This window comes from Duganella margarita (assembly GCF_009857535.1).
GTDB lineage: Bacteria > Pseudomonadota > Gammaproteobacteria > Burkholderiales > Burkholderiaceae_D > Rugamonas > Rugamonas margarita.
Genome location: NZ_WWCS01000016.1, coordinates 95584 through 112327, shown reverse-complemented (window position 1 = coordinate 112327; position 16744 = coordinate 95584). Strand labels below are relative to the sequence as shown.

At 59.4% G+C, this 16744-nt stretch carries 19 protein-coding genes, 2 tRNA genes and 1 riboswitch; of the genes, 5 read left to right on the top strand and 16 right to left on the bottom strand.

Annotated elements, in window-relative coordinates:
* On the bottom strand, positions 1-408 hold the full coding sequence (locus GTP55_RS21850) for a hypothetical protein (protein WP_161046943.1): 408 nt from the start codon (positions 406-408) through the stop codon (positions 1-3).
* Entirely contained in the window at positions 405-1427 is a 1023-nt protein-coding gene (locus tag GTP55_RS21845; protein WP_161046942.1) for an NADP-dependent oxidoreductase, read from the bottom strand. Before GTP55_RS21845 ends, GTP55_RS21850 begins: the two co-directional genes overlap by 4 nt.
* A 118-nt stretch (positions 1428-1545) precedes the next feature.
* On the opposite strand from GTP55_RS21845, the gene GTP55_RS21840 reads away from it, so the two are divergent.
* Positions 1546-2100, top strand: a complete 555-nt coding sequence (locus tag GTP55_RS21840) for a TetR/AcrR family transcriptional regulator (RefSeq protein WP_161046941.1) — start codon at positions 1546-1548, stop codon at positions 2098-2100.
* Positions 2101-2106: 6 nt separating this feature from the next.
* Here GTP55_RS21840 and GTP55_RS21835 read toward each other — a convergent pair whose 3' ends face one another.
* From GTP55_RS21835 to GTP55_RS21825, 3 genes are read right to left on the bottom strand one after another with little or no spacing between them, the layout of a single operon-like run.
* Positions 2107-2901, bottom strand: coding sequence for a response regulator (locus tag GTP55_RS21835; protein WP_161046940.1), 795 nt, complete (start codon positions 2899-2901; stop codon positions 2107-2109).
* Positions 2898-4595 (bottom strand): hybrid sensor histidine kinase/response regulator, encoded by a 1698-nt coding sequence (locus tag GTP55_RS21830; protein WP_161046939.1) that lies wholly within the window; start codon positions 4593-4595, stop codon positions 2898-2900. Before GTP55_RS21830 ends, GTP55_RS21835 begins: the two co-directional genes overlap by 4 nt.
* Entirely contained in the window at positions 4592-5320 is a 729-nt protein-coding gene (locus GTP55_RS21825) for a Crp/Fnr family transcriptional regulator (protein WP_161046938.1), read from the bottom strand. Before GTP55_RS21825 ends, GTP55_RS21830 begins: the two co-directional genes overlap by 4 nt.
* 252 nt (positions 5321-5572) lie before the next feature.
* On the opposite strand from GTP55_RS21825, the gene GTP55_RS21820 reads away from it, so the two are divergent.
* Both GTP55_RS21820 and GTP55_RS21815 read left to right on the top strand, forming a co-directional pair.
* Complete coding sequence (locus GTP55_RS21820) at positions 5573-5959, top strand: BPSL0067 family protein (RefSeq protein ID WP_161046937.1); 387 nt, start codon at positions 5573-5575, stop codon at positions 5957-5959.
* Position 5960: 1 nt separating this feature from the next.
* Positions 5961-6401 (top strand): STY0301 family protein, encoded by a 441-nt coding sequence (locus GTP55_RS21815; RefSeq protein WP_161046936.1) that lies wholly within the window; start codon positions 5961-5963, stop codon positions 6399-6401.
* A gap of 15 nt (positions 6402-6416) precedes the next feature.
* Here the strand turns inward: GTP55_RS21815 and GTP55_RS21810 are convergent, their stop codons facing one another.
* The 11 genes from GTP55_RS21810 to GTP55_RS21760 form a co-directional block, all read right to left on the bottom strand.
* A complete protein-coding gene (locus GTP55_RS21810) occupies positions 6417-8015 on the bottom strand; it encodes an OmpA family protein (protein ID WP_161046935.1) in 1599 nt (532 codons plus the stop codon).
* A gap of 145 nt (positions 8016-8160) precedes the next feature.
* Positions 8161-8236, bottom strand: a tRNA-Lys gene (locus tag GTP55_RS21805).
* A gap of 29 nt (positions 8237-8265) precedes the next feature.
* Positions 8266-8341: transfer RNA gene (locus GTP55_RS21800), tRNA-Lys, on the bottom strand.
* Between the two features lie 58 nt (positions 8342-8399).
* Positions 8400-9155 (bottom strand): tol-pal system protein YbgF, encoded by a 756-nt coding sequence (gene ybgF / locus GTP55_RS21795; RefSeq protein ID WP_161046934.1) that lies wholly within the window; start codon positions 9153-9155, stop codon positions 8400-8402.
* A gap of 107 nt (positions 9156-9262) precedes the next feature.
* A complete protein-coding gene (gene pal / locus GTP55_RS21790; protein ID WP_161046933.1) occupies positions 9263-9796 on the bottom strand; it encodes a peptidoglycan-associated lipoprotein Pal in 534 nt (177 codons plus the stop codon).
* Between the two features lie 27 nt (positions 9797-9823).
* Positions 9824-11089, bottom strand: a complete 1266-nt coding sequence (tolB, locus tag GTP55_RS21785) for a Tol-Pal system beta propeller repeat protein TolB (RefSeq protein ID WP_161046932.1) — start codon at positions 11087-11089, stop codon at positions 9824-9826.
* Between the two features lies 1 nt (position 11090).
* A complete protein-coding gene (gene tolA, locus GTP55_RS21780) occupies positions 11091-12032 on the bottom strand; it encodes a cell envelope integrity protein TolA (RefSeq protein WP_161046931.1) in 942 nt (313 codons plus the stop codon).
* A 15-nt stretch (positions 12033-12047) separates the two neighbouring features.
* Positions 12048-12485, bottom strand: a complete 438-nt coding sequence (locus GTP55_RS21775; RefSeq protein WP_161046930.1) for an ExbD/TolR family protein — start codon at positions 12483-12485, stop codon at positions 12048-12050.
* A 5-nt stretch (positions 12486-12490) separates the two neighbouring features.
* Complete coding sequence (tolQ, locus tag GTP55_RS21770; protein WP_161046929.1) at positions 12491-13183, bottom strand: protein TolQ; 693 nt, start codon at positions 13181-13183, stop codon at positions 12491-12493.
* Between the two features lie 6 nt (positions 13184-13189).
* On the bottom strand, positions 13190-13612 hold the full coding sequence (gene ybgC, locus GTP55_RS21765) for a tol-pal system-associated acyl-CoA thioesterase (RefSeq protein WP_161046928.1): 423 nt from the start codon (positions 13610-13612) through the stop codon (positions 13190-13192).
* Positions 13613-13816: 204 nt separating this feature from the next.
* Positions 13817-14563, bottom strand: coding sequence for an SDR family NAD(P)-dependent oxidoreductase (locus GTP55_RS21760; protein WP_161046927.1), 747 nt, complete (start codon positions 14561-14563; stop codon positions 13817-13819).
* A 130-nt stretch (positions 14564-14693) separates the two neighbouring features.
* Positions 14694-14830: riboswitch (ZMP/ZTP riboswitch) on the top strand.
* A 94-nt stretch (positions 14831-14924) separates the two neighbouring features.
* On the opposite strand from GTP55_RS21760, the gene glyA reads away from it, so the two are divergent.
* Both glyA and nrdR read left to right on the top strand, forming a co-directional pair.
* Positions 14925-16172 (top strand): serine hydroxymethyltransferase, encoded by a 1248-nt coding sequence (gene glyA / locus GTP55_RS21755; RefSeq protein ID WP_154368008.1) that lies wholly within the window; start codon positions 14925-14927, stop codon positions 16170-16172.
* 56 nt (positions 16173-16228) lie between these two features.
* On the top strand, positions 16229-16687 hold the full coding sequence (gene nrdR, locus GTP55_RS21750; protein WP_161046926.1) for a transcriptional regulator NrdR: 459 nt from the start codon (positions 16229-16231) through the stop codon (positions 16685-16687).
* The last annotated feature ends 57 nt before the right edge of the window (positions 16688-16744 follow it).

The following is a 16744-nucleotide window of genomic DNA, read 5'->3' as shown; positions in this document are numbered from 1 at the left end:
CTAGCTTGTGTGATCCACGATCCGGTCATGCACCACGCTGAACCAGCTTCCTAGCTGCGACAGGTCGCCGTCGATCTTCAATTCGCCGGCGGCCAGCAGGTTTGTGAACGCGGCGTGAAAGCGCGGGTCTTCGCTCCGCAAGGTGTTGAGCGTGTACGAGGCTGCTTTTGTTACCTCGACCGTGATGTCGCCCCGTTCGTCACGTCGGGCGCCAAGCTGGAAGGCCGGCTTGCCATTGACGATGTCAAAGCGCAGGCCCTGGACCAGGCCGGGGCTCAGCTCGGCGCCGTCGATGTAGCGCTCCACCAGGCGAATATTGCACTCCGGTGGAAGGCCTGCCTGCGTGGCTGCGGCCACCAGCACCTCGCCCACCATCTCGAACCACCGGGCTGTCCCATGGGCCGTCATTGCGCCACCGTGAGAACGATCTTGCCGCGAATGTGGCCAGCGGCCGCGCGCTCGTGGGCCTTGCGTGCTTCGGCCAGCGGATAGGTGCTGTCGATGACGGCGCGGATAGTTCCGGCATCCAGCAGCCGTGCGAGCTCAGCCAATTGCGCACCGCTTGAGCGAACCTGGGTGGACGATACCGTTACGCCCAGCTTCTCGGCCTCTTCGCTACCGGAGAAGCCCAGTGGGAACACCGGGAACAACGCGCCGCCGCGCTTCAGCGTGCGCAAGAAGCGGCCCGAGGTCGGACCACCGACCGCGTCGATGACCAGGTCGATATCGCGTACAACATCCTCGGCGGCAGTCTGGGTGTAGTCGATGATTTCGTCTGCGCCAAGATCGCGCAACATTGCCGTGTGTTCGCCGGAGGCCACCGCAATCACGCGGGCGCCGCGCCACTTCGCAAGCTGCACCGCGAAGTGCCCGACGCCACCGGCCGCGCCGTTGACGAGGACGGTCTTGCCTTCAAGCGGCACCGGCTCATGACGATTTGGCTGCAACGGATTCTGAACATCGTGGCCAAGTTCAATCATGAACTGCCAGGCGGTCAGCAGTGACATCGGCACGGCGGCGGCCTGCACGTGATCGATGCCGGCCGGCTTGTGCGCCGCCTCCGCAGCCGGCACGCTGACATATTCCGCATAGGCGCGGCTGCCGCCCGCCAGGCCGGTGGGGAAGCGCACCATCGAAAATACCTCGTCGCCAACGGAGAAACCAGTTACATCCGCTGCCACCGCTGCAATGACGCCCGATACGTCGGTACCCAGAATCAATGGGAACGAGACCGGCGGCTGCCACTCAGGCGGCAGCATCTTGTAGCCGTCGCGCAGGTACCAGTCCGGCGGATTGATCCCGACCGCGTGCACGCGCACCAGCACTTCGCCGGGATTGAGCTCGGGCATGGGCGCCTCTTCATACTGCAATACCTCGGGCCCGCCGAAGGCATGTTGTCGAATTGCTTTCATCGTCGTGTTTGACATTGCTTTTCCTTTTGCGAGAATTGATAATGAATACCGGAGCGAAGCTCCGAAAAGGTGGAGCGGTGCTCCGTTTGTGTTTTAAATATACGGAGCGGTGCTCCGTTTGTCAAGCTATCTGATGCGTTCTGACGCCCAAAAAAATTACGATCATCTGTTTGAAATAGGGCGTGAGGTCGTCGCCGAGCAGGGGGCGGACGCCTCCATGCGTGAAGTCGCCCGCCGGGCCGGGGTCGGTATTGGCACGCTCTATCGTCACTTCCCATCGCGGGAAGCCTTGTTGGACGCGTTGCTGCGCAAGAGTTTTGATCAACTGACGGCGAAAGCCGGTGAGCTCGAAACGGTGGCGTCGGCCGGCAATGCCCTGGTGTTGTGGCTGCGCGAGATGGTCACGCTGACGCACAGCCATCGCGGCGTGATTTCCGCGATGACCGCCGCCATCGCTGAGCCGGATTCGGCCCTGCATGCGTCATGCGTGTCGATGCGGGCCTCGGGTTCGCAACTGCTGGCGCGCGCGCAAGCGCAGGGCGAGGCGCGGCTGGATATCGATGGGGCGGATTTGTTCGCGCTGGTCAGCGCGCTGGCGTGGCTGAACGATCAGCCCTTGTTCGCGTCCCGCGTGGACCGGCTGTTCCAGCTGATCGCCAGCGCGATCCTGGTGCCGCCGGCCAGCTGAACTGACTTAATCCGGACGGGCGAACATCGCCGCCATCGCGGTGACGTCACGTCCCACGCCGCGATAGCCGATGAAGCGGCTGGCCTCGTCAAACATCGGCTCGCCGCTGACTTGCAGATACTGCACCGCGCCCGCTGTCGTGGCCCGGCTGTACACAAAGTCCAGGAACGGCTTGCGCTCGGCGATATTCGACTGCAACAGCGCGCGTTCCTCGACATCCCAGCCATCGGTCTCGGTGCCGCCGATGCCCACCATGTCAGCGACTGGGCCGGACCAGTTGGTCAGCTCGCCCTCGGCATCCTGTTCCCAGTACCAGTCGGTCGACAATTCCGCGAAGCGCTGAAAACGTGCTTCACTGGCGCGCAGCTGCGCGGTGCGCTCCTCGACCATCTTTTCCAGATTGCGGTGCAGCAGCCGCACCTCCAGCATATTGCGGATGCGCGTCTCCACTTCGATCAGCTCGAACGGCTTGCTGACGAAGTCGCGCGCGCCGGCTTGCAGCGCGCGCAGTTTATGGCCCGGCTGCGCGGTGACCACCAGCACCGGCACATAACCGTCCGGCTCGACTTCCTTGAGCGCTTCCAGTACCGCAAAGCCATCCATGCCGGGCATCTGCAAATCCAGCAGGATCAAGTCGTAGTGATGGGTGCGATGCAGGCCGGACACGGCAAACGGGTCCATCGTGCTGCTGACGTTGGTGTAGCCGGCGTTCGCCAGCATCTGCTCGAGCAGCATCACGTTCGCTTCCTGGTCGTCAACAATCAGGATGCCCGCAGCGGCTATTTCGGAAGATTCAATCATGATGGGACTCCTGTGTGGGCGGCGGAAAATTCAAGGGCCACATCCAGCGCGCTCATGAACTCGACTACATTGATCGGCTTGGTCAGATAACGGAAGAATCCCGCCGCCATCCCTTTTTCTATGTCGCGCGGCATGGCGTTGGCCGACAGGGCCAGCACCGGAATATGCGCTGTCGCCGGATTGTCTTGCAGGATTTTCAGGCAGCCATAGCCACTGATGCCCGGCAGATTGATGTCCATTAAAATCATGTCTGGCTGGTAGGTTTGCGCCAGCTGGATACCGGTGTGGCCATCGATCGCGGTTAGCAGCTTGAGGTCGCTGCGGCGCAAGATCAGCTGCTCCACCAGCGCCAGATTGGCCGGGTTGTCTTCGATGTACAGCAAGGTCGCCAGCGAGGCGGCGTCCTGCGTCTCCGCCGGCAGCAAGGCATCCAGCGCCATCGGCTCCAGCGTTGGCTCATCGCTGGCCACCAGTTCAATCCAGAACGTGGTGCCCACGCCTTCGCTGCTCTGGACGCCGATCGAGCCGCCCATCAACTCGGTCAGCTGCTTGGTCACCACCAGACCGATACCGGTGCCTTCCTCGGCGCCGTCCTCCTGTCCGAGCCGGTTAAAGGGCTGGAATAATTTGTCGACCTGTTCGGGCGACAAGCCGGCGCCGCTATCGGTGACGCTGATGCGCACCATGCCCTCATGGCCTTCTTCGCATCCGACCTCTACCGTGCCGCCGCGGCGGTTGTATTTGACGGCGTTGGAGAGCAGGTTGATCATCACCTGTTTTACACGCGTGCGATCCGCGTGCACAAAGAAGCGCCGGCTCAACGTGGGGAAGACCAGGTGAATGCCGCGCTTGTCGGCCAGCGGACCGATCATCGCCTGGCAGTCCTTGAACACCTCGGCCAGGCCCATGGATTCCTGCGACATGGTGACCTTGCCGGATTCGATCATGGCCAGATCGAGAATCTCGTTGATCAGCTGGAGCAGATACCAGCCGCCCTTGAGAATCTGGTCGAGCGAACGCTGTTGCGACACCGACGGCGGCGGCTTCTCGGACGCCAGTAACTGAGCAAAACCCAGCACTGCATTGAGCGGCGTGCGCAGCTCGTGGCTCATGCTCGACAGGAAATCGGACTTGGCGTGATTGGCCTTCTCGGCCGCCGCGCGCGCGGCTTCCAGCGCCACATTGGTTTCTTGCAGTGCGAGCTGTTGTTGGCGCAGACGCTGGTCCAGCAGAGACTGCTCGGCTTCGACCCGCTTGCGCGCCGTGTTGTCGGTGCCCATCAGCAGATAGCCGATGATCTTCTCATGCGCATCGCGCAGCGGGCTGACCGAGACGATGGCGGGGAAGCGGCTGCCATCCTTGCGGATATACGTCAGCTCGTAAATGTCCTCGATGCCGCGCGACGCCTTGAACACCAGCGCCTCAAAGCCGGGCTGAATCGTCATGCCTGCTTCCAGGCTGAGCGCAGCGGCGCGGGCGATAATTTCCTGGGCGTCGGAGATGCCGGCCGGCGTGATCTGGTTGACCACTTCCGCCGCGCTGTAGCCCAGCATGCGCTCGGCGCCGACGTTGAAGATCTGGATCACGCCATGGGCATCGGTGGCGATGCTGGAGAAGGTGGCGCTGTTATGTATCGCCGATTGCAAGGCATCGGCCTTGAGGGCATTGCCTTCGGGGGGAAGCACGGTGTTCATTTGACGCCCTGGCGTTGGCGCACGTCCGACATCAGCCGCGCGAATTCTTTTTTGACGACGTCATAGCATTCGCAGGCGTCTTTTTCCAGGCCAATGCGATCGATGACCGAAATGTGGCCGCGGCGGCAACTGATGTAGCCCTGCGTCTGCAACCGGCCTGCCGCCACCGTCACGCCTTCGCGCCGCACACCGAGCATGTTGGAGATGAGTTCCTGCGTCATGGTCAGCTCATTGGTCGGCAGACGGTCCAGCGTTTGCAGCAGCCAGCGGCACAGCTGCTGGTCCAGGGTGTGATGACGGTTGCAGATGGCCGTTTGCGACATCTGCGTGATCAAGGCTTGCGTGTAGCGCAGCAGCAGGCGCATCACCGGCCCGGCCCGGTTGAATTCTTCCATCAGAATGTGCGACTTGAGGCGGTAGCCGTGGCCGGCCGTCTGCACTACCGCGCGGCTGGGCGTGGTGTTCCCGCCCATGAATAGCGAGATGCCGAGAATGCCTTCATTGCCGACGCCGGCAATTTCCGACGAACTGCCGTTCTCCAGCACGTAATGCAGCGAGACGATGGCGGAGGTCGGGAAATACACATGATTGAGCACGCCGCCAGATTCATATAGCACATCGCCGAGGCGCATCATGATCGGTTCGAGGTACGGCGAAATACGGTCGAACTCGGCGTCCAGCAGGGCGGCCAGCAAATGGTTTTGATTGGGGTTGTTGAGACGCATGGAGATATTGGTTATTCCAGTCGTCAACTAGGCGGGCGGCGAAGACGGCAAACGATGGCCGTCTTGCAGACTAACACAGAAGCCTTGGCACCGTGCGCTTGGATCGAAACATGGCAAGGGGAGCGAGGGCGGCCGACCGATAATCGCATAGCTTTGATATTGAACACAGCGCTCGGCATTGCGGCCTGAGCGGTCGCAATAGCATCGCTTTGGCTAGCGGCAAGATGGTCTTCCCATCCAGAGGAGAACGTCATGCCATATCGCTACCCTGACGCCCGCCTGCTTGATAAGCAACCCAAGGTCGGTGATTTCGAATGTGTTACTTTAATTCGTCGATACACGAATGCACCGCCAGCCAGAATGTGGCGACAAGGTGCGAAGGTGCTTGGAAATAAAGAGATCTTGCCCGGTACCGCCATAGCCAATTTCGAGAATGGGCGCTGGCCAGGCCGAAGCAAGGGTAATCATTCTGCGTTTTATCTCGGACAGGTATCGGATGGAATTTATGTCATCGATCAGTGGCCCAGCGTGGAAAAAGAAAAAATCTCCATCCGATTCATTCGAAAACTACGCAGCAACCCTGACGGAAGCTATGCCAATCCTACCGATAATGCAGACGCATTCTGGGTCATTGAATAATATGAAAGCTTACGCAAAAGTTGTGCTCGTCACGATGCCTGTGCTTGTGGCGCCGTCAGTTTGCGGTGCCGAGCAGAGCGTCATCTGCCCGACCGAAATTTCGCAGGCATCAATCAAACTGACCGGAGTACCGCCGCAGTGGACGCCATATGTCGCGTCACCACTTTATCTGTTTTCGGCAGGCGCCGCTGCCGGGCCGCCCGAACAACTGGCAACCCTGATGGGCGACTCTACTTGGAAGAAAGGGGCGAGCGAATGGACAACGACTTATGATCTGAACGACGCCAGTTTCTCCGCCGGCAAATGGATGGAATGCCGTTACGGCGAATATGGGCAGGTCGTGCTTTCAAGGCAGTTGGACGCGAAGACCAACTCGTGTACGGTCCAATTCAGCAAAGGCGAAAAAGCAGGGCAGCGAACCTTGAAAATCATATGCCAATAGATTGTTCTCGCGCAGTTACTTTGGTTTTGCCTCTGCCTTTTTGATGATTTCAAGTTCCACGCGCCGATTAGGGGCTTCGCATTTGATGCGTTCTTTCAGCGCCGTAAGCACGCCGCAATCTTTCATCACGGGGTGCGTGCTTCCTTCGGATGTGGCGCTGATTTTTATCTCCGGCACCAAATTAATTAACCGCTTATCCATGAACAGTTTTACTTCCTGAGCCCGCCGCTCTGACAACCAAATATTGCGTTTGGTTTGGCCGATCTGGTCTGCATGGCCTGTCACTCGGACTTCTTGTATGCCCAATACGCCGCTCTTGATCTCCTGGACAAAAGTCAGCAACTGCGTCTTGCCGCTGTCGGTTAATGTGAAGTCATTGAAGTCGAACGCAGAGTCGCCATGGAGAGTCGTCAGGGTAGCGTCGCAAACAGAACTACGTCCAGCGAGATCGTCGTCGATGAGGTTCAGGCGTCTGTTCTTGATCTCGAAATTCACTTCCATTGAGGTGATGTCGGACGTGGGGAGGAAGATGCGATGAATTGGGTATTTCCCATCCGTCCCCGCTTTTCGGTCGGCGATGCGCAAGTAAGTTTCAGGGCCAACGCGCGACATGATGTGCACATTGCAGAGTTGTATTGGTGGTGAAGTTTTTTCGTCGCAGTCGATGCCAAAAATCGGCGCGATGCTGCCACAAGCCTTGGGGGACAGCACGAGTTTTTCCGCGCGGAAGTTGCCGATCTTGGTCAGTTGGGCCATGGTCATGGGCAGCATCCCGGTGGCGCGTACAACAATACTTAGAAATAACGGTAAAACGAGAATCAGGAACAGTGCAACCCACCAGAACTTTCTCCGTCGCGGGATAAATGCAACATACAACACCGCGCCGCCGACAAAGGCGGTAAACATCGCGCTCTGCGTCAGTATCGCGAAAAAATCCATGTAGCTGTCCTGAGCCATTTCTGAGGCGCGACTGAACACTAACAATAGCGCCCATAGCGGCATCAGTTGCAGCGCACCGCTTAGGGCAGCGATGCCAAGCTGGCTGGCAAGGAGTGATCGGAGTTTTTTTATATTCCATAGCCGGGCGACACTGCTACTGTGCTTTTTCTTGATTTTTTTGACGCAATAAAAAGTGCGCACTGCGCACAGTAGCGTGTTAACGGCCAGTCCTATTAGCAGCCCCAAAATCGGTTTCCACGTCAGCCAGGTGACCAACAAAATACCTGCACTCCAGCCTATGAGCGACAGCATGCCAAAGCCCATCCAGACGATAATTGTCGCGGTTAATCTTCGTTCGCTCCTTATTGATTTGCTGGGCTCAAGCGCCATTCCTATGACGATATTTGGCACGATCAATATGAGTGCCAAGAGAATTAACAGTACCGCCAACACCCATACAACCGAAAATAGGTAGCTGGACGCTGCCTGCAGATCGAACAACGGGAAATAATCGATGTAAAAAAAGTAGCTGAATAGCGAGGCCACACCGACTGCTGTAAGCGATATCGCTCGAATTTTACTCAAAACACCGCCACTGTTTTTATCAGCCGTGATATCGGCCGCAGCAGCAGGAGTCGAGGACGTCGAGGAGGCCGGAGGTGTTGGCGTTTGCATAGGGAGTGGCGTGCAAATAAAGCTAATCAATTTACACTATTTCCATAGGGGAAAAGTGCGTAGATTGTCACACCTTTATGCGGGCCAGAAATAGATCAAAAAAAAAGCCCACGAACCGAAATTCGTGGGCTTCCTTGATAATTCTTGGTAGGCCGTGCGGGATTCGAACCTGCGACCAACGGATTAAAAGTCCGCTGCTCTACCAGCTGAGCTAACGACCCATAGGCATCTCACCTAGGTGCTTTCGGAATGGTAGGCCGTGCGGGATTCGAACCTGCGACCAACGGATTAAAAGTCCGCTGCTCTACCAGCTGAGCTAACGACCCCCGAAAGAAGCGAGATTATAGAGGATCTGTCACCCAGCTGTCAAATACCCAGCGGTAATTATTTGCCGCCGAGACGCTGTTTCGCCGTCTCTGCCGCCGTCGAGTCCGGATACTGCTTGATCAGGTCTTGCAGCGTCTTCTTGGCGGCCTTGTCCTTCAGCTCGGTCTGGCAGCTGGCGATGTTCAGCATCGCGTCCGGCGCTTTCGGGCTGTCCGGGTAGTTCTTCAGCACCACCAGCTGGGCCGTGATGGCGCTCTTGCAGTCGCGCTGGGCGAAGTAGGAGTTGCCCAGCCAGTACTGCGCGTTCGGCGCGTAGCTCGAGCCTGGATAGCGCTGGACGAATTCCTGCAGCGCGGTGGCGGCCGCCTTGTAGTCGCCGCCGGTGAACAGTTTGGTGGCGGCGTCGTACGAACGCTGTTCGCCCGGATCGACTTGTGCGGTCTTGCCGTCGATGGTCACTTCGCGCGGCTCCAGCTTGCGCAGGCGGGTGTCGAGGTCGACGTAGAAGTCTTTCTGACGCTTCTGGGCGTTGGCGATGTCGTTGGCCAGCACTTCGATCTGGCCGCGCAGTTGCGCGATCTGCTGTTGCAGCTGTTCGTTCTGGGTGACCAGGTCCAGCGTGCTGGACTTGTCGGACTTGGTGTCGAGGCGGGTGTTCAGGTCGCTGCGCATCGCTTCGACCTTGGCGCGCAGGTCGAGCAGGGCTTTGCGGGCTTCGTCGTCGTCGAACAGGCCGGCATGGGCTTGCAGCGGCAGCCAGGTCAGTGCGGCCAGCAGGGCGGCGCTGAGGCCGGATTTGGTCAGTTTCTTCATGTCAGGCGCTTTCACACTAATCTAAATGGAAACGGGGCAGAGCGCGGTTGAATCCGCGCGCCGCCCCGTATTATGCCTGTGACCCGGCAAAAGGGTAGTGCTTTTGATTACTTGTAGACGATGTCAGCACGACGGTTCTGTGCCCATGCCTCTTCGTTGTGGCCTTCGGCCTTTGGTTTTTCTTTACCCAGGGACACGGCTTCGATCTGCGATTCCGGCACGCCCAGGGTGGTCATGGACTTGCGCACGGCTTCCGCACGTTTCTGGCCCAGCGCCAGGTTGTACTCGGAGCCACCGCGTTCATCGGTGTTACCCTGGATCAGGATCGAGCGGGCTTTATTTTTGACCAGGTAGGCCGAGTGGTTTTCCACCACTGGCTTGCCGTCGGCGCGCACCACGAAGCTGTCGAAGTCAAAGTAGACGCTGCGGTTGGCCAGCACGCCTTTTGGATCGTCCAGCGGATCCAGCGATTTGGTTTCCACTGGCGCCACGGTACGGGTGTCGGCTTGTGGCTGGACTGCCTTGTCGACTGGACGCTCAACCACTGGGGCTGGCGCGGTATCTTTCACCGGGGTCGACGAGCAAGCGGCGAGGATGGCGGCGGTGGTGATGGCAAAGGCTAAGCTGCTGAGTTTACGCATAATCATTCTCCTAGTAGTGACACAAAATTACTGCATGAACGGACCCCAGGTGGGCTCCTTGATATTGCCCGCCTGAGTGGTCAGGCGTTGCTTGACACGTCCGTCGACCGAGACCACGGCCAGCGATTTGCGGCTGCCTGCCTGGGTGGCGTACATGATGTATTTGCCGTTCGGCGCAAAGCTCGGCGATTCGTCGTTGGTGGTGTCGGACAGGCGCAGCTCCTGGTTGCTGGCCAGGTCCAGCACGTACAGCTGGAAGTTGTTGTCGCGGCGCGAGATGTAGGCCAGCGTCTTGCCGTCGGCCGAGATGCGCGGGCTGATGTTGTAGGCGCCGCCGAAGGTGATGCGCTTGGCGTCGCCGCCGTCCGGGTTCATGCGGTAGATTTGCGGGCCGCCGCTGCGGTCGCTGGTGAAGTAGATGCTGTTGCCATCGGCCGACCATTGCGGTTCGGTGTCGATGCCAGGGCTGTTGGACGCGCGGCGCAGGTTGCTGCCGTCGGCGTTCACGGTGTAGATCTGCGTGTGGCCGTCTTTCGACAGCGCCACCGCCAGCTTGTTGCCGCTCGGGGCCCAGGCCGGCGCCGAGTTGCTGCCTTTTTCGTTGGCCACCACGGTGCGTGCGCGGGTAATCAGGTTCTGCACGTAGACCACCGGTTTTTTCTGTTCAAACGACACGTAGGCGACCTTGGTGCCGTCCGGCGACCACGATGGCGAGATGATCGGCTCGTTCGAGCGCAGCGCCAGCTGTTCGTTTTCGCCGTCGGCGTCGGCCACCATCAGCTGGTAGGTGCGGCCTTCCTGCTTGACGTAAGCGATGCGGGTCGAGAACGCGCCGCGGATGCCGGTCAGCTTGAAGTAGACGTCGTCGGCGATCAGGTGGGCCGACAGGCGGGTGAACTGGGCCGTGACGGCCTTGTCCAGGTTGGAGATCTTGGTCTGCTTGACGTTGTCCAGCAGCTTGTAGCGGACGTCGTAGCGGCCGTCGGCCAGGGCGTCGACGGTGCCGACCACCAGCGCGTCGGCGCCTTTGGCTTTCCAGCCGCTGTAGTCGATGTTGTTGACGTCGTTGATGACGCCGGCGTCGATGATCTTGAAGGCGCCGCTGCGTTCCAGGTCGGCCTTGATGATTTCGGAGATTTTCTGTGGCGACACGCCTTCATTGGCGAAGCCGGCCACCGCCACCGGGATCTGGTTGCTGCCGACGCCGGAAATCTCGATCCGCATCTGGGCATGTGCGCTGCCCATGGTGGCGGCGATGACCAGGCCGGTGTAGAGCATATTCAGTTTTTTCATATCAGTGCATTTCCTTCAGCTTGAAGTCCAGGGTAATTTCGCGCTCTACCGTACCATCATTTTTTGTTGGGAGTGGTGACGATTTGCTAATCGCGTTTTCAATCGCGTTGTCGTAGGCGGACGAACCGCTGCTTTTTACCTTGCGGATACCTATGATTTCCCCGGTCGGCAGCTGGGTAATCGTGTAGCTGGCGGCCAGGCTGTCATCCTGCGAGCCGTAGACCAGATTGCTCTTGATCTTGGCCCGGATTTTGGACGCATAACCGCCGTCAACCTTGCCGCCGGTCGATTGCGCGGCCGTGCCGGTGGTGCCTTTGGCGGCGGACCCGGTAATGCGGCTCATCTCGGCGGCGAAGGCTTTGTCCTTGGCGGCTTTGTCGGCCTTCTCGGCTTTTTCCTTGGCCAGTTTTTCGGCCGCGGCTTTTTTCTTGTCCTTCTCTTTCTCAGCGGCCAGCGCTTTGTCCTTCTCTTCCTGCTCGGCCTTTTCTTTCTCTTCCTTGGCTTTCTGGTCGGCCTTTTTCTTGGCTTCCAGCTTGGCCAGTTTCTCGTCAGCTTCTTTCTTCAGGCGTGCCTGTTCCAGTTTCTCTTGACGGTCTTCTTCTTTTTTCTTGGCCTTCAGGCGTTCCAGCGCGATTTCCGGATCTTCCTTCGGCACCGGCGGCGCCTGCACCGGTTGCGGTGGCGGCGCCTTGACGGGCTCCGGCTCAGGTTGCGGCTCCGGCTCGGGCTTCGGTTCCGGCGGTGGCGCTGGCGGTGCGGCGTCCTGCACCTTCATGTCCCAGATTTCGGCCTGGACTTCGGTCGGTTCATTGTTCTGCCAGCTCACGCCCACCCACAGGAACAGCAGCAACACGGCGTGCATCGCCACGGCCAGCAGGCCGGAGCGGAAGCCATTGTGTTGTCGCGGAACCTTGTAGGGACCGTCGGCGGTTGCGGGTTTCATCGTTTGCACTGTGTTTTACTTGGTGGACAAGCCCACCCGGTTAATGCCCATCTTCTTCGCTTCCGAGATCAGCTGGATCACGTCGTCGTACTTGCTTTCCTTGTCGCCGGCAATCAGCACCGGGTAGTCGGGATGGTCGTTGTGGATGGCGCGCAGTTTCTTGACCAGCGCGTCGCGGTTCGGCGCGGTTTCCGGCGCGTCTTCGTCCTTGCCCTTGACGCCGATCGACAGCGCGCCGTTGGGCTTGATGACGATCTGCACGTAGTCGCTTGGCGGCTTGGTGGATTTTTCCGCCTTCGGCAGGTCGACCACGCTCGGGTCGTTGGCCGACGGCATCACCATGAAGATAATCAGCAGCACCAGCATCACGTCGATGTATGGCACGACGTTGATTTCGGATTTCAGCTTGCGCGTGCGGCCGCTGCGCATGCCGCCGGAGGAAGAGGAGCCCATGATGATTACCGCGATTGACGTTGCAGGATGTTGGAGAATTCTTCCACAAAGCTCTCGAAGCGGATCGCCAGGCGGTCGACGTCGTACGAGAAGCGGTTGTAGGCGACAAACGCCGGAATCGCCGCGAACAGGCCGATGGCGGTGGCGATCAGCGCTTCGGCAATGCCGGGCGCGACGGCGGCCAGGGTTGCCTGCTGTACGTTGGCCAGGCCGCGGAAGGCGTTCATGATGCCCCATACGGTGCCCAGCAGACCGATGTACGGCGACACCGAACCGACCGAGGCCAGGAAGGCCAGGTGCGATTCCAAGGCATCCATTTCGCGCTGGAAGGCCGCCTTCATGGCGCGGCGGGCGCTGTCGAGGATGGCGCCGGTGTCCATGGTTTCGCGGCTGGCGGTGTAGGTCGCCTTGGACTTGATGAACTCGCCCATGCCGGCTTCAAAGATGCGCGCCAGCGGGCCGCTGTTGGCGCGGTCCTTGCCGGCGTTCTGGTACAGCGCGTGCAGGTTGCCGCCGGCCCAGAAGGTCTTTTCAAATTCCACCGTCAGGCGGCGCGCCGATTTGATGGCGAACAGTTTGCCGAAGATATAGGTCCAGCTGGTCAGCGAGATGACGAACAGCAGCGCCATGATCAATTGCACGATCAGGTGCGCATGGGTGATGAGGGACAGGAAAGAAAGGTCTTGAGTGACGTTCATTGTTTATCAGTCGGTTTGGGTGGTGACACTGGTTTGGCGCATTTTGTCGGCAACGGCCGCTGGGACGGCGCGCGGACGCAGGGCGGAATCGACGCAGCCCACCTTGACCCGCGCCGTGTTCAGCAATAGTTGGCCGCACCAGGCTTCCTGCCGGAAGACGATGGAGGCGCGGCCGAGCTTTTCGATGCTAACTGTTAATTTTAGTTCATCGTCCAGCTTCGCAGGCGCATGATACTCCGCGCTGACGCTTTTGACGACGAACAAGGTATCGTGTTCCGCCAGCAGTGTGTGCTGGTTCACATCGAGGGCGCGCAGCCACTCGGTGCGGGCGCGCTCAAAGAACTTGAGGTAGTTTGCGTAATAGACGATACCGCCGGCGTCGGTGTCTTCGTAGTAGACCCGGACGTTCCAGATGAAATCTGCTGGCATGTTGTTTGGACTTTTATTAGTGAGCAACATTTTACGCGATATTGTTGTTTTGGTTGAACTTTATCAACTGGCGCGCAAGGGTGCCTGACGGTAGTAAAGCGGTTTACTTGCAACTTGCCAAGTATTGTAACAACCCTTTACCAATTATTTCACGGCTGAAATGCTTGATAAGCCTCCCTTAAGCCAAGGGAGGTGGTGTCCGTGTTAGAGACTGCGCTTGACGTTCAGCGGGCCGTAGCCCTGGCAGGTTGGCATCATGTCAATCCGGTTGATGTTGACATGAGGAGGAAGGGTGGCGATCCAGTAAGCAGTGTTGGCGATGTCGTCGGCCGTCAGCGGGGTGGTGCCTTCGTAGACCTTGGCCGCTGCGGCGTCATCCTTCAGGCGCACGTTGGAGAACTCGGTGCCGCCGCACAGGCCCGGCGCCAGGTTGGTGGTGCGCACGCCGGTGCCGGCCAGGTCGGCCCGCAGGTTTTGCGTGAACTGGTTGACAAACGCCTTGGTGGCGCCATATACGTTACCGCCAGGGTAGGGCGTCGATCCGGCGATCGAGCCGATATTGATGATGGTGCCGCTGTTACGTTCCACCATGCCCGGCAGGATGGCGCGGGTCATGGCCACCAGGCCGCTGACGTTGGTGGCGATCATGGTGTCCCAGTCTTCCAGCGACGAGGTCTGCGCCGGCGTCACGCCCAGCGCCAGGCCGGCATTGTTGACCAGCACGTCGATGTCGCGCCATTCGGGCGGCAGGCCGTCCAGCGCGGCCTGGATCGAGGCCTTGTCGGTGACGTCCAGCACGATAGCCCGCACGGCGTCGCCCAGCTCGGCCGACAGCGCCTGCAGGCGGTCTTCGCGGCGGCCGCTGATCAGAACCTTGTGACCGTTGCTGGCGAAGATGCGCGCCATGGCGGCGCCGAAGCCGGCGGTGGCGCCGGTAATGAAGACGATCATGATCTGTCCTTGGGGTGAGTGATGAGGTGGACAAAATTGTAGCCGCAAACGCGGCCTGCCGCCGAATTGCTTTTAATGCAATACATATTCTTGCTCAAATCTGGCGCATCAAATACAATTTGGGTTCCATTACGTCTCACGTAACTGGCGAAAAGCTGGAATGATCCTCAAAACCGCCTCATAATGGTGCGTTTTGGTCAAACGGCGAAAGGTGGGCATCCACCGGGAAACGTGAGATTTCAACAGCCGTTCGCCTGGGCAGCCCTCGATGGAAAGCACGAAGAGGCTGCCGGTCCGCTATGGCTTCTCTCTTTCGATCCAACTGCCAGTAACAAGTTACTCATTCGATTGGAGTTTTTTCATGTTCGCAAAAGATCACACCCTCGCCAGCGTAGACCCAGAGTTGTTCGGCGCAATTCAAAACGAAAACACCCGTCAGCACGATCACATTGAACTGATCGCCTCGGAAAATTACACCTCGCCAGCCGTGATGGAGGCGCAAGGTTCGCAACTGACCAATAAATACGCCGAAGGCTATCCAGGCAAGCGCTACTACGGTGGCTGCGAATACGTCGACGTGGTCGAGCAGCTGGCCATCGACCGCGTGAAAAAACTGTTCGGCGCGGAAGCAGCCAACGTCCAGCCTAACTCGGGTTCGCAAGCCAACCAGGGCGTGTTCTTCGCCGTGCTGAAGCCGGGCGACACCATCATGGGCATGTCGCTGGCCGAAGGCGGTCACCTGACCCACGGCATGCCGCTCAATATGTCCGGCAAATGGTTCAACGTGGTGTCCTACGGCCTGACCGCTGCGGAAGACATCGACTACGACGCCATGGAAGCGCTGGCCAAGGAACACAAGCCCAAGCTGATCATCGCCGGCGCCTCGGCGTTCTCGAAAAAGATCGACTTCGAGCGCTTCGCCGCCGTGGCCAAAGCCGTTGGCGCTTACTTCATGGTCGACATGGCGCACTACGCCGGCCTGATCGCTGCTGGCCTGTATCCTAACCCGGTGCCGCACGCCGACTTCGTCACCTCGACCACGCACAAATCGCTGCGCGGCCCACGCGGCGGCATCATCCTGATGAAGGCCGAGCACGAGAAAGCCATCAACTCGGCCATCTTCCCTGGCATCCAGGGCGGCCCGCTGATGCACGTGATCGCCGGCAAGGCCGTGGCGTTCCAGGAAGCGCTGCAGCCCGAGTTCAAGGAATACCAGCAGCAAGTGGTGAAAAACGCCGACGTGCTGGCCAAGACCCTGATCAAGCGCGGCCTGCGGATTGTGTCGGGCGGCACCGAGTCGCACGTGATGCTGGTGGACCTGCGGCCGAAAAACCTGACCGGCAAGGAAGCGGAAGCGATCCTGGGTTCGGCTCACATCACCACCAACAAGAACGGCATTCCTAACGATCCGCAGAAGCCATTCGTGACTTCGGGCATTCGTCTGGGTTCGCCGGCGATGACCACCCGCGGCTTCAAGGAAGCGGAAGCGGAACAAGTCGGCAACCTGATCGCCGACGTGCTGGATAACCCGCACGACGCGGCCACCATCGAGCGCGTTAAAGCGGCGGTGAAGGTTCTGGCTGACAAGTTCCCTGTCTACGCCAAGTAATACCAACGCACGTCGTTCCCGCCGGCGCGGGAACGACGGCACTAAAGTTAGCGCTTATGAAATGTCCGTTCTGCCAGCATGAAGATACCCAAGTCCTCGATACCCGCGTATCGGAGGAGGGGGATTCTATTCGCCGGCGGCGGCGCTGCGGTAAATGTGATAAACGATTTACCACGTATGAGCGCATCGAACTGGTGATGCCGTATGTGGTCAAGAAGAACGGCAGCCGTACCGAGTACGCGGCGGCCAAGTTGCGCGGCAGCCTGGAGCTGGCCCTGCGCAAGCGCCCTGTGGCGGCGCCGGCAGTGGATGCCGCGATTGCCTCGATCGAAGAAAAGCTGCTGACCAGCGGCCAGCGCGAAGTGGAAACCGGCTATATCGGCGAACTGGTGATGCAGGAGTTGCAGCGTCTCGATAACGTGGCGTACATCCGTTTTGCCTCCGTGTATAAAAACTTTGAAGATCTGGCCGAGTTCCAGAATGCCATTGCCGAAGTCGGCAAGCCTGCGCGCTGAGTGCAGCTGGTGCGCGCCACTGCTGGCGCACGTTTGATACACCTCATATTCTCATCA